At 69.4% G+C, this 12,413-nt stretch carries 7 protein-coding genes and 3 pseudogenes; 4 read left to right on the top strand and 6 right to left on the bottom strand.

Features of this window, described 5'->3' with window-relative positions:
* Positions 1-358: 358 nt before the first annotated feature.
* Positions 359-1,045 (bottom strand): transporter, encoded by a 687-nt coding sequence (locus BKE41_RS25660; protein ID WP_071000280.1) that lies wholly within the window; start codon positions 1,043-1,045, stop codon positions 359-361.
* 7 nt (positions 1,046-1,052) lie between these two features.
* Positions 1,053-1,346, bottom strand: a complete 294-nt coding sequence (locus BKE41_RS25655) for a hypothetical protein (RefSeq protein ID WP_043075190.1) — start codon at positions 1,344-1,346, stop codon at positions 1,053-1,055.
* 1,726 nt (positions 1,347-3,072) lie between these two features.
* On the opposite strand from BKE41_RS25655, the gene BKE41_RS25650 reads away from it, so the two are divergent.
* Positions 3,073-5,184, top strand: a complete 2,112-nt coding sequence (locus BKE41_RS25650) for a carbohydrate porin (RefSeq protein ID WP_071000279.1) — start codon at positions 3,073-3,075, stop codon at positions 5,182-5,184.
* Positions 5,185-5,283: 99 nt separating this feature from the next.
* Here BKE41_RS25650 and BKE41_RS25645 read toward each other — a convergent pair whose 3' ends face one another.
* Positions 5,284-5,583 carry a hypothetical protein gene (locus BKE41_RS25645; protein ID WP_043075192.1) on the bottom strand — a complete coding sequence of 100 codons (300 nt, stop codon included), beginning with the start codon at positions 5,581-5,583 and terminating at the stop codon, positions 5,284-5,286.
* Between the two features lie 180 nt (positions 5,584-5,763).
* Between BKE41_RS25645 and BKE41_RS25640 the strand changes: the two genes are divergently transcribed.
* On the top strand, positions 5,764-6,444 hold the full coding sequence (locus BKE41_RS25640) for a hypothetical protein (RefSeq protein ID WP_124262952.1): 681 nt from the start codon (positions 5,764-5,766) through the stop codon (positions 6,442-6,444).
* Between the two features lie 640 nt (positions 6,445-7,084).
* Here BKE41_RS25640 and BKE41_RS32280 read toward each other — a convergent pair.
* A pseudogene (locus BKE41_RS32280) lies at positions 7,085-7,534 on the bottom strand (transposase); the annotation flags it as partial.
* A gap of 67 nt (positions 7,535-7,601) precedes the next feature.
* Here BKE41_RS32280 and BKE41_RS30540 point away from each other — a divergent pair.
* Positions 7,602-8,437, top strand: a pseudogene (locus BKE41_RS30540) (IS3 family transposase); the annotation flags it as partial.
* Between the two features lie 238 nt (positions 8,438-8,675).
* Here BKE41_RS30540 and BKE41_RS25620 read toward each other — a convergent pair.
* Positions 8,676-9,953, bottom strand: a complete 1,278-nt coding sequence (locus BKE41_RS25620; protein WP_071000277.1) for an IS110 family transposase — start codon at positions 9,951-9,953, stop codon at positions 8,676-8,678.
* Positions 9,954-10,099: 146 nt separating this feature from the next.
* On the opposite strand from BKE41_RS25620, the pseudogene BKE41_RS30925 reads away from it, so the two are divergent.
* Positions 10,100-10,462: pseudogene (locus tag BKE41_RS30925) on the top strand (integrase core domain-containing protein); the annotation flags it as partial.
* Between the two features lie 182 nt (positions 10,463-10,644).
* Here BKE41_RS30925 and BKE41_RS25610 read toward each other — a convergent pair.
* Positions 10,645-11,928: a hypothetical protein gene (locus tag BKE41_RS25610; protein WP_124262953.1), complete on the bottom strand. Its 1,284-nt coding sequence runs from the start codon at positions 11,926-11,928 to the stop codon at positions 10,645-10,647.
* Positions 11,929-12,413 lie beyond the last annotated feature (485 nt).

The raw sequence follows: 12,413 nt of genomic DNA, 5'->3' as shown, positions 1-12,413 counted from the left end.
CGGCCGGGCGGATCCTCGCCCGCGAGCATGAGGCCGCGGGCGGGATCGGCGCCCCCTCGCAGTTCGGTTTCCCGGTCCCCGCTGGCCATCCGCGACGATTTGCCGATGAGTTGGCGTCGGGGGAGCCCAACGCAGGAGGTGACCTGTCGCCGCTCGCGGAACCTTTGTCGTCCCCCCGGAACGGGTGGGCGTCGGCCCCGGGGCAGACATGGCTCGCCCTTCAGAGATCTGCTGGCGGATCCCGGTCGGCGTCAGGCGCCCCCCTGATCGCGGAGATCGGAACCCATGCGGCGCCCGGGAACGGGCCGCACGACGGGTGACGGGCGGCCGGCAGCGGGCGAGCCTCGCCCGCGGGGCCTCATCCCACCAGCTCGTCGAGAAGAAGCAGCAGCAGGAAGCCGACGAAGAACATGGCGGTCACCCAGGGACGGTCCTCGGACTCGTGCGCCTCGACCAGCAGTTCCTCGGTGACGAGGTAAAGCAGCGCGATCAAGCCGAAGGCCAGGAAGCCGCCTTGGACGGGGGCGGGCATGGAGCCCACGGGACCGCCGAGCAGGGCGCCGAGCGGCAGCAGCAGGACGAGACCCGCCGTCGCGCCGACCACCTTCCACTTCGATGCGCCGCCCTCGCCGAGCTCGCTGGCCACCGTGAGGCCCAGGAACAGCACCTCGACGGTGAGAGCCACGGTGAGCAGGAAGCCGGCCCTCGCGGCGGATGCGAAGGCGATGCCCAGCACGAGGCCGTCCACCAGGATGTCGATGCCGGTCACGGTCAGCAGCCCCACCGGCCCGGCCGCCCGCCGCTCCAGCATGCGGACCCCGAGCATCGCCGCCACGCCGACGGCGCCCCCGACCAGCGTGGCCCAAGGGGAGCCGACATGCTTCAGGTCTGGCAGGATCTCGCCGGCGGCAGCGGCGAACACCACCCCCGCCGCGAGATGCTGGATGGCGCTGACGAAGACGGCCCCCGGCCGCAGGTTGGCCGCGATCGCGGCCCCGAGGATGGCCGCCGCGGCCGGGATCAGCGTGTAGATCCAGGCTTGCATCGTGGCCTCACGCGGCGCCGTTCGGGCGGGCGGCGACGGGCCCGTCGTTGCACCCGAAGCGCTGCCCCTCGCCCCCGCGGAACTTCCGCCGGGCCTGCCGCGGGACCTGTGCGGACGTGGCCGGCGAGATGCCGGCCCTCGTCCTGGCGACCGCGAGGCCGGTCCACGCGCTCGACGGGTCGCGGAGGCAGTGCGCCGCGGCCGCGGCGTCCCCATCGTGCCGGAACGGCCCGGCAGCAGGCGCGCCCGTTGGCCCGCAGGCACGGCCGATCGGGTCCGCGTCGCGGCAGAGGCTGGCCATGTCACGCTCCCTTCCGAGGTCGAGCCGCGAGCCCTAGATCATCCAATGGCCGGTGGGGCAAGCCTCCCGGGCCGTGCGGGAAGCGAAATGAATCGAGCGACCCCGGCGCCATCGCGCCGGGGTCGCTCGGTCTTCCACGTCGCATCCTTCCCGGCCTCGCCCCACCTCGTCGCGTGCCCGATGCGCGATCGCCGCCGCGACGGAGATTCCCGGCGCGGCCTGGCTTGAGCCGGGGATCGATCCCGCGCCGACGCCGATGCCGTTCGTCACCTTCCTGCGGGTGCCGCTGCGAGAACCCGGCCGCGTCTTCGACCTGGCCCGCATCCGCGGGGCCCTGCTGGCCGCCGCCTCCTCGTCGGTGCCGCTGTCGGGCACGGCCCCCGATCTGGTATCTGCCAGCCGACCCGATGCTGCCCGCCGGCCTTCCGATCTACCGGTTCCGGGATTTGGCGACGGTCTACGGCACTGCCTGCCAGGAGCCGATCCAGGGGAGTTCGGCGACGGCATCATGTCGGCGATCGGCTCTGGACATGGACGTGGCTCAGAAGGCCAAGAACGAGCGCGACCGCGTGCGGCCCAGGATGTCGGGGAAGCTCCCGCTATACAAGCGTCACGGCGACGACGACACCTCGAATGCGGTTTCAAGGAGGACCAGGGACGCGGGTCCGGCCGGCGGCTGGCGAGCCGTCGCGCCGGTCATATCGAGGCGGCGGGCCCACTCCGTCCCACCAGGCATCCCGGTCGGGATATGCGTCATGACGGTCGAAATCGACAAGGACCCGTCGGCCGCCCCACGAACCCGCCGAGGCATGGAAGTGAATGAGGTGCGTCGGTTCGGCGGGGCGACACTCGACATCTTAGCCGAGACTAACAATCACAGTCCGGCCCAAGAAAATGCGGCCTAACTTGCTCATCCGTCAATCGGATTCATGATTTTTGGGCTTGACCGCCTCGGCCCTTCGTTTACTGGAATGCCGTCGCCGGCGCGCCTGTGCCGCCCGCGTCGCACACCGGAACCCTCTCCACCCCATGCCCAGCGACAGTCACAGTCGATCGACTGTGCCGCGCGCCGGCTAGGTCGCACGGACTCGCCCTGGAAGGGTGAACCCGGGACCTGGCCGCACGCGCGGCCCGTCCCAGGAGACCCTCATGTCCATCGTCCATCTCGCGTGGGCCGCGTCCGCGCCCGCCATTCCCCCTCGCGAAGGAACGGCGCCTCCTCGTCTTTCGGCCCACTGGTCGCTGAATCCCGCCACGGGTCGCCTGGAGTGTGCCTGGGTTCGGGCGCCGGGCCCACTGCAGGCGGCCGCGGTTGCCCAGGATCGCCCTGGACGTCTTGCGTTGCCGGAAGCGGCGTGAGACGGGGGCCCGCAAAGCTGCCCTCCCCCGACCCGCGCGGACAGGCGAGGCGTCCTTCGTTGGCGGATCTGCGCCGCGACGTCAGCCGGCCCGCGCGCGGCGGCCGCGGGCGCAAGACATCCGTACGACGCCAGTGACCGAATCGAGGCTGCGGTGGATTCCGGGGTTGCCCGCCAGCCCATCGCCGTCCACGACGGGCCGGAGGGGCGCCATGGCGCGATCGGGATCCGGCCGTCATCGAGATGTCTTGCGGGTTTGTGACTGACGCCCATGCCTTCGGGGCGACGTTCGCGGGCCTCGCCCCGTCGGAGCGAAAGCCGCCAATCAGACGATTCATCGCCGGCGTGCGACGTTCGGAAGTTTAGCCATGCGTACCCTAGTCAGGCTTGCGATCGCCGCTCCATGGTGCGTCCCGTTGATCCCGGAGGCGGGAGCCGCGGACCTGGGGATCCCCGCGCCGTCCGCGGCCAGCTTCGTCGATTGGTCGGGGCCGTACCTGGCCGGGCAGGCCAGCGGGGGCGCGTCGTACGGGGGCTTCGACCTCGGCGCGCCGCGCGTCGGGGGCCGGACCCTCCCCGATTTCCGGACAGGCGACGGGGCCGGGCGCAACGACGCCGGCCGGCGGGCGACCTCCGCGGTCGGCGGCCTCGCCCTCGGCTGGGACTGGCAGGCCGGGCAAACGGTGATCGGGCTGGAGGCGGACCTCTCGGCGGCATCGCTCAAGCGGCCGGTCCTCGGCACGACCCCCGGCTTCGGCTACGAGCGCCGCGACGGGCTGGACGGGCTCGACATCGTGCGGGCCAAGACCGGCGCGTACGGCACGCTCCGCGCGCGGCTGGGCTACAGCTTCGACCGCTACCTCGTGTACGGGAGCTTCGGCCTGGCGGCCGCCGACAGCCACGTGCTGTCGACGTTCCCGGGGCAGGACGGGACCGCCCCCGACCGCGGCCGGCGCGAGTTCGGGTCGGTCGGGTTCACGTTGGGCGCGGGCATCCAGTTCGCCATCCTCCCGAACTTCGCGCTCGGCATCGACTACCGCTACCTGGACCTCGGGCGGACCGACCGCCTCGGGCTCGGCTTCGTGCCCGGCGCCGACGGGGGCCCCTTCTCCGCGCGCGTCGGCGCCGCCTCGAACCAGGTGTTGGCCCGCCTTTACTGGTTCCCGGGGGGCCTCGCCCTGCCGCCCGAACCCGACGACGCGGCGCCGCACGATCCGGACACAGGCAATTCCGACCGCATCTCGGTGCACGGGCAGACGACCCTCGTCGCGCAGGGCGTGCCAAACTTCCGTTCGCCCTACGTCGGCCCTCAGAGCCTGGTCCCGAGCCAGACCCAGCAGACCACGACCGCGACCGTGTTCCTCGGCCTGAGGCTGACCGACAGCACCGAGCTCTACTACAACCCGGAGTTCAGCCAGGGCTTCGGCCTCAGCCGGACCACTGGCGTCGCCGGCTTCCTGAACGGCGAGGCGCAGAAGGCCGGCGCCGCGGCGCCCCGGCTGCGGTCGAACCGCTACTACGTGCGCCAGACCTTCGGGCTCGGCGGCGAGACCGAGACCGTGCCCGACGGGCCCAACCAGTTGGCCGGGACGCGCGACGTCGAGCGGGTCACGGTGGTGGCCGGCAAGTTCGCGCTCGGCGACTTCTTCGACGGCAACGCCTACGCGCACGACCCGCGCGTCGACTTCTTCAACTGGTCGCTGTGGGCCTCCGGCGCCTACGACTTCCCGGCCAACCTGCCAGGCTACACGCAGGGCGTCATGGTCGAGTACAACCGGAGCGCGTTCGCCGTCCGCGGTGCCTACACGCAGGTCCCGAAGGAGCCGTCCAGCGACGTCCTGGACCCGAGGGTCCTCCGGCGCGGCGGGGCCACGCTGGAGTTCGAGGAGCGCCATACCCTTCCGCTCCTCCACCAGCCGGGCAAGCTGCGCGTCGGCCTGTTCAGCAACGAGGGCGTGACCGCGAACTATCGCGACGTCGTCGCCCTCACGCAGGCGGGCGCGTTCGCCGACGCCAACGAAGCCGCGGCCGCAACGCGCCGCCCGAGGCGCAAGAGCGGCTTCTACGTCAACCTGGAGCAGGCCCTGACGGCCGACCTCGGCTCGTTCCTCCGGTTCAGCGACGGCGACGGCCGGACGGAGAACCTGTCGTTCGCCGACATCGACCGCTCGCTCTCGGGCGGCCTCTCGCTGAAGGGGGCCGGCTGGGGAAGAGCGCAGGACACCGTCGGCGTCGGGGCCGTGATGAACGCCCTGTCGCCCTCGCACCGGGCATACCTCGCGGCGGGCGGCCTCGGCCTGGTCGTCGGCGACGGGCGGCTTCGGTACGCCGCCGAGCGCGCGTTCGAGGCGTACTACGCCGTCGGCGTCAGCAGGGCCGTGACGGTGACGTTCGACTACCAGCACGTCGACAGCCCGGGATACAACCGCGACCGGGGGCCAGTGGACGCCTTCGCCACGCGCCTGCACGTCGACTTCTGACGGCATCGAGACCAGGGAGACGAGCCGACGGGCTCGACGGCAAGCCGTCGTGGCGGATGCGGCAGCGCCGGATCGGACCTGACGCCAGGGCCGTCTGGGTCAGCGCAGTCGCAGGTGGGATCCCGCGAAGGGCGGGAGTGCGATCCATGCGTCGGTTTCGGTCTGGCCCGATGCTGCATAAGCCTCGGACAGCCTCTCGAAGGCGATCTCGTCCCACGCATAGCAGTCGACTGGCCGAAATCCGATCGGTTGGCTGCGGCCGGTCCTGATCGCGTCGAGAAATCGGGGATTGGCGACGTACAAGACGTCCGGCCCCGTCGCGAGGATGACGCGTTTCAGGGGCTCCCCGTCGTAGGCTCGTACCAGGGCGAGATGCGCGTGATCCATCGAGGCCTCCATGGCCTGTTCGTGCCACCGATCCCCGTTTGATCAACCCTCTGGTTCCGCGGCGATTCGAGTGGCTGACCTTAACGAAACAGTAAGGCACCTTTGGCGAAACAGAAGGGCTTTGACGATGCCGCGACTTGCTGAGGGGGTGCGAATTCCGCCGGCCCCGTTTATGTTTCGCTGAGCGCCGTCTTGGCTGTAATCACTGTCCTGCGCGATCACGGCACGCCAAATCCCATCGACGAAATGGCGTTGCAGCACGTGTCTCAGAGTATGCGACGGCAGGTGCTCTCGGGCCTGAGGTTTCTGCGGCTGATCGATGCCCGTGGCCGTGCGCTGCCGAGGCTGAAATCCCTGGTTGTGGCGTACGAGACTCCGGCATGGCCGACCGTGCTGACGGGCGTGCTCAAGGCGGCTTACGAGCCGCTGTTCCAGCATGAGCTCGGCACGATGTCGCCGACTGTGTTTCAGCGCCTGTTTCGCTCGCAGTATCCCTCGACGGATGGCGTAACGCGGAAGGCCCTGACGTTTTTCATCAGCGCGGCGCGGTCGGCCGAGATCCCGTTGAATGGGGATCTCTTCGAGGGCCGCCGCGTGCGACGGGGTGGGCAGCGGCGGGAGGCTTTGGGCCGCGAGAATGGCGGCCGTGTCGAGCCCGTCGACGACGCACAGGATGAGACCCCGAGCCTTGGCGAATCGGGGGGCGAGGAATCCCCAGGAAAGGTGATCGCGGCCGATGACGGGCACGCGGCGCTCGCCTTTCTGACGGACCTTCTCGACGAGGCCCGTATGACGGGACAGGAGCAGGAGGCCGTGTGGACCCTGGTGAAGTATGTCCGCCGCTGCCGCGACCACGCGCATCGCGCTGCGTGACGACTCTTGATCCGGTTCGTGCCTGACTGCGTCTGGTCTCATGGCGTCGTCAATTTGACCGGTCTCGGCCAGGGGACGCCCCGCGCCGCCGGAGCTTGGGGCCCGTCGCGCGCAGGATCCGCGCCGCACGGATGCGCCGGTAGCGTGGGTTGTCGATCCGCCGCAGGCGCTTCAGGCGTTTGTCTTGAAGGACGGGGAGGAAGGTCCGGTCGCGGCGAAAACCTTCGGGCAGGCGGAGGATCTGGCGCGCGAGATCGCCGGGCCGGGCGACTTTTCGGAACATCCGCTGAGTGAGCCCGGCTTCGCCGGCGGCAGTGAAGAAGCGGCGCGGCCAGTCTTCGATCCACGCCGCGACGGTCTCGACGATGACAGCACAGTCGCCGGCACTGAGACACCGCGGGCAGATCTGAAGCGCGTGCCGGATCCGTGTGCGGCGATAGATCCCGGCCGACAGGATCAGGGACGCATCGCCCGATCCCCGCCCGAACCGACGGCGAGGGGCATCCAAGGTCATCGCGCGGACCCGGTCGAGCGTCAGGCCGGCGCGACCCGCGAGATCGGCGAGCCATGCGGTGTCCGCGACCTGGTCGAGATCGCGGTTCCACACCGGTCGGTCCGGCCACCACAGTGCGGCGAACGGCTTCACGACCTCCAGGGTGATGCCGTGATCGGCGGCCGCTTCCGCCGCGCGCTCAGGTATAGAGCCCTGATCGACACAGGCGAGGTTCACGCTGTCACTGGTTGCCCTCTGCACGGCACAAGCGAGCGCGGCCACGGCTGCGCGATCATCGGCGTTGGCCGGTGTGACGTGCAGAGCCAGCACTTGGCCGAGCGTACCGACCGCTGCGTGCAGCTTCGAGCCACGGGTGCGCTTGTGACCGTCCCAAGCGGCGCGAGCGACGCTCTCAGGGGTCGAACGCGGGGTGCGGCTGTCGTGCACCACGGCCGAGGGCTCCTCGGCACGACCCGCAGCCAGGCGCAACACGGCGCGCAGGTTGTGGATCAAGCTCTCGAAGCAGCCGGGCCGCAGCCAACGTTGCGCCTGATCGTACACGGCGTGCCACGGCGGCAAGTCATGGGGCATCGCGCGTTGACCTGACCGGCTGGCTTTGGACCGGGCTGATTGAGAGGATCAGCCGGGACCGAAGGAGCTGGGTATGAAGCGGGGTCAGAAGACGAGCGCAAAGCAGGTCGTGCTCAAGCTGCGCCAGATCAAGATCCTGACGGCACAGGGCAAGAGCTTGGCGCTCGCATGCAAGGAAGCCGAGATCCCAGAGCAAAGCTACTATCGCTGGCGCAAAGATTACGGCGGCTTACAGATCGATCAAGCCAAGCGAATGAAGGAGCTGGAGCGCGAGAATACCCGCCTGCACCGGCTGGTCGCCGATCTGTCCCTTGAAAAGCAGGTGCTCGCGGACTTCGCCGCGGGAAACTTGTAGCCCCCGAACGACGCCGGCAGGCGGTCGATGGTGCCCGAGAGAAGCACGGTCTCTTGGAGCGCCACGCCTGCCGGATCGTCGGCCAGCACCGGGGCACGCAGCGTTACGTGCCCACGGTTGCGGCCGACGAGGATGAACTGACCCGCGCCATCATCGCCCTGGCGTCCGAGTACGGCCGCTACGGCTACCGCCGCGTGACCGCGCTGCTGCAGGCGGCCGGCTGGCGGGTGGGCAAGGACCGGGTTCAGCGCATCTGGCGTCGTGAGGGGCTGAAGGTCCCAAAAAAGCACCGACCGCGCAGCCGCCTCTGGCTGAACAACGGCTCGTGCGTGCGGCTGCGCCCGCTCCACCCCAACCACGTCTGGAGCTTCGACTTCGTCCAGGCGCAGACCCATGACGGGCGGAGCCTGCGCGTCCTGACGCTGATTGACGAACACAGCCGGGCCTGCCTCGCGCTGAAGGTGGCGCGGCGCATCGGCAGCCTCGGCGTGATCGAGGCGCTGGCCGACGCGATGTGCCTGCACGGCATCCCGGAGCATCTCCATTGCGACAACGTCCTACGTAGCGATGAAGGACGGCTGGCCAGGCAACAGGTCTCCGTCCGCGAACATGCGCCCGCGGTGTGTTTGTCGTCAACGTCGATCCAGGCGGCTCCTGCCGATCCGGAAGAACTCTCGGCCATAGCGAACACAGGATCCAGCCGATGCACGCGGCACCGTGGTCCTCACCGTCCTCAACACGAGATGTCGATCCAGGCAGGAGACCCGAGCATTATCTACAGGGTCGTGGTTCTCACGCCCTCACGGCTCTGCTGAGAGGGGTTCTCCCACCTGGCACCGGCCCCTCGACGAAGGGCCGGTAGTCGGCACCGGTCTTGATGACGGCGTGCACCACGCGCGCCATCTTGGCGGTGATCGCGGTCAGCGCCTTACGCCGCAGGTCGGCATTGTGCCGGTCGCGGGCGATGTAGCGCTCGAACTTGTCGCGGAAGCCGTTCTCCCGCTGCCGGATAGCGACCTGTCCGGCCAGCCAGAGCGTACGCCGGAGCCGGGCGTTGCCGTACTTCGACAGCTTGGTCTGGCCGCGGAAGGTGCCGGATTGCTGGGTGGCCAGATCGAGCCCGCAGAACTTCAGGAACTGCCGGTGATGGCTGAAGCGGCGCAGGTCGCCGGCCTCAGCCAGGATGGTCAGGGCGTTGATCGGGCCGATGCCGGGGATGCGGCGCAGCAGCTTGTAGTCGGAGCTGTCGGTCAAGAGGGCGTCGGCCGTGGCCTCGATGGCGTCGCGCTGCTGGATCAGCCCGCGCGCCTCGCCGATGACGAGCCGGAACATGCTCACCGCCGGAGCGTCAGGCGGCACCGGCAGGCCGATCGAGCTGTGGGCCGTCTCGTAGATGTCGCCGAGCAGTTGCGCCTTGGCGACCTTGCGCCCGACGACATCCCAGGCGGCGGCGATGAAGGCTTCCTTGCTCAGCGCGGTGATGCAGGCGGGCGTGGGGAAGCGATCGAGGAAGGCGAAGAACCAGTCCGAGCGGCTGTTGTGGCGGAAGCGGTCGACCTCTGGGAAATACAGCGGCAGGTAGTGGGTCAGGATCCGATGCAGCACCTCGGTCTTGGCCCGCGAGACGGCGTCGTGCGTCTTGGACAGCTCCTGCACGTCGTTGATGCCGGCGGCGAGCGGGTCGTGATACACCTGCGAGGCGCCGATGCGGATCATGTGCAGCATGACTTGGGCGTCCTTCGGGTCGTTCTTGTCCCAGCCGTTGTGCAGGGCCTCGCGGGTGCGGGCGAGCCCCACGGAGGAGATCAGGCGCACGGCAAAGCCGGCCTGGAGCAGGCGCCAAGCGATCGGGCGGTGATAGTTGCCGGTGGCCTCGAAACCGCAGGTCACCGGCTGGCCGAGGTTCGACAGGAGCGCGATCAGACGGTCGTGCTCGGCGCGGGTGTTGAGGACGCTCAACCGGCGTCGTCGGCCGGAGCCGGGCACCTCGATGAGGACCTCGTTGCGGGCCTTGGCGACGTCGATGGCTACGAGAACGCCGGCCGGCGGCGTAAGCTGTGGTCTGGTCATGGTCGATCCGTCTCCGGAATGAGGCTTCGAACACCGTCATTCTAGAGACCTGTCGATCGGCCATGACCGCCCAGGGCGGCGCGCTGCGCTCAGCATGGCTTCGCGCGCCGCCCCAGAGCCGTCGAGCCATCTTCCCGATGTGCTATGGCCCCGAGATGATTGCGAAGGCGCTGCGCAAATGGGTCGCCAAGACGGGCCCGCAGATCCAGTACATCACCCCAGGCTCGCCGTGGAAGAACGGGTACTGCGAGAGCTTCAACGGCAAGCTGAAGGACGAGTGCCTGAGGCAGGAGATCTTCTACTCGCTCAAGGAGGCGCAGACCGTGATCGGGATCTGGCAGAACACATACAACCGCGTCCGGCCGCATTCGTCCTTGGGCTACCGGCCGCCCGGGCCCGTCACCTTCCCGGATCTGGCCTTCCGGCCTCCATGGTCGCTGCCATGCAGTAGCCTCTCACTCGGCCCGGTCCAAAATACCGGTCAGGTCACCCGTGCCGACGGCCGGTGAGGAAACTCGCAGGGATCGACAGGTTTCGCGAAGCGGCTCGGCCGTTCGAAGCCTAACGATGTCCAGGGCGCGGCGAACACGCCTACGGCGCGGAAGGCCCACGGCAGCTTGGTACGCGTTTACCGAACCTCGCCCCGAGACGACGGCCCGTCCGATCGGGGAGCCGCGGAGGGGGCAGCGGGTCAGATGGACGGGCTCGGTCCATCGAGACCCGGACGATCGTCGGGCGATGGCGCCGTCTCTTGGTCCGGAGCACCTGCGGCGATGAAATCGAGGAGGGCTTGTTCCCGGTCGATTGGCCCGTTCGTCGCCGCCGGACGGCGTTGGCCATCGACGTCGAATGCCTCGAAGTGGAGTTGCGCGTTGCCGACGTCGCCGAAGGCCGCCCTGATCGGCTTGGCGTGGTATTGGGGGAGTCGGTTCGCGGCGAGCTCGTACCAGACTTTCTCCCGGATCGTTTCCACCATGCCCGAGGGTGCGAAGAGCAGGCCGCGAAGGCCCTCCAGATCGTCCTGCGCCTTCAGGGTCGCGACGACGCACGCGATGTGCCGGGCGAGCTTGCGGGCGTTGCCGACCTCGAAGCGCTTGCTCCCGTCGCCGGGACGATCGCCTCGGAGAAGCAATGCCGTCATCACCGGGTCGCGCCTTACGAGTCGGGCGATGTCGTCGGCCGCCGCGAAGGCGGCCACGGCGTCGCCGGCCTCGATCGCGCGCCGGGCCTCGCGGACGCCCGACATGAACGCCTCTCCCGTCGGGGGCAACGGCCTGCGGGTTGCCAGCCGGTTCCGCACGCACTCCTCGTAGGTGGCGCCCGGGTACACGGTCTCGGTCTGCGTCTCGGATCTGACGGTCGGCCGCTCAGTCCCTGCCGGCATCAGGGAGGCCAGGTGGTCGGCGAGCTTCCGACCCAGGCGGTCGACATCCCCGTCGGGGCCGCTGAGCATGACTTGGTAGTTCACGTGCACGAAGGGATCGACCGGGGCGAAATAGAACGCGCGCGACAGCCCGAGGACCTGCTTCACCCGTTCGCGGATGTTGTCGGGCGCGGCATGGAGCACGGTTCCGGGTGCGACCGCCTCGATCCTGGATGTCCAGGACACATGCACGCCACAGGCGCGGGCCTCCTCCATCGCCTCGGTCATTGCCCCCCGGACGCCATCCTTCAGGCGAGCGGCCTGGACGGAGACGCAGGCGCCGACGATGCCGAACAGCTCGTCCATCCGGTGCTCCACCATGGATTGGTCGAGACACTGCACCGCTTCGTCGCCGCCCGCCTCGGCCAGCGACGCGCAGAGGTCGTCGAGGACCGCGCCGCGGTTCGCCTTTGGGAGGGCCTGGTTGAGGGCGAAGGCGCGAGTCTCGTCCGGATGTCCCACCGCCGGAATCGAGCGCGAGAGTCCGATATGGCAAAAATGCGTGACCCGCACGGTGGGGCCGACAGAAGAACTTATTTCCATGGATGTCATGACTGGCCCGTCCCGCTCAGTGCACCATCGAGCCCGATGCCCGATCGTCCCGGCGAAGGTTGGTCGGGGGGCTTGCAACCCACAACCTCGGCCCACGCCGCCGACGGGAATGGGCCACCCGGCTGATCCTGCCCCGCCGACGGCCCGGCCACCGCGCCGGGACCGCACAAGAAAGTTCCGCGATCACCGGGGCACATGCGTCACCGCCCTCGCACCGTGCCAGAGCACAATGGCTGGGCCGTCTAGGGGCCGGGAACGGCTGCGCGGCGCTCGGCTTCACGATGCCGGTGATGGACGGGTTCCACTCTCTCGACAGGCTCCCGGGGCTGCCCGGCTGCGCGAAGGTCCCCGTGGTGGCGCTCAGCGCACGGGACGTGACGGCGACCGAGCGCGACCGCCGTCCGAGGCCGACCAGGCTGGCGCAACGGCGAAACGAGCCCGCAGAACATCGCCACGGGAGATGCGCAAGCTCGACAATCAGCAGA

The organism is Methylobacterium sp. C1, assembly GCF_001854385.1.
Classification (GTDB): Bacteria; Pseudomonadota; Alphaproteobacteria; order Rhizobiales; family Beijerinckiaceae; genus Methylobacterium; species Methylobacterium radiotolerans.
The sequence above is the reverse complement of the archived record's forward strand: the minus strand, read 5'-3'. Positions and strand labels throughout refer to the sequence as shown.

Excerpts from the sequence above, each read along its gene's own strand:
- BKE41_RS25660 (WP_071000280.1), bottom strand. The coding sequence starts at position 1,045 with ATGCAAGCCTGGATCTACACGCTGATCCCGGCCGCGGCGGCCATCCTC.
- BKE41_RS25655 (WP_043075190.1), bottom strand. The coding sequence starts at position 1,346 with ATGGCCAGCCTCTGCCGCGACGCGGACCCGATCGGCCGTGCCTGCGGG.
- BKE41_RS25650 (WP_071000279.1), top strand. The coding sequence starts at position 3,073 with ATGCGTACCCTAGTCAGGCTTGCGATCGCCGCTCCATGGTGCGTCCCG.
- BKE41_RS25645 (WP_043075192.1), bottom strand. The coding sequence starts at position 5,583 with ATGGAGGCCTCGATGGATCACGCGCATCTCGCCCTGGTACGAGCCTAC.
- BKE41_RS25620 (WP_071000277.1), bottom strand. The coding sequence starts at position 9,953 with ATGACCAGACCACAGCTTACGCCGCCGGCCGGCGTTCTCGTAGCCATC.
- BKE41_RS25610 (WP_124262953.1), bottom strand. The coding sequence starts at position 11,928 with ATGACATCCATGGAAATAAGTTCTTCTGTCGGCCCCACCGTGCGGGTC.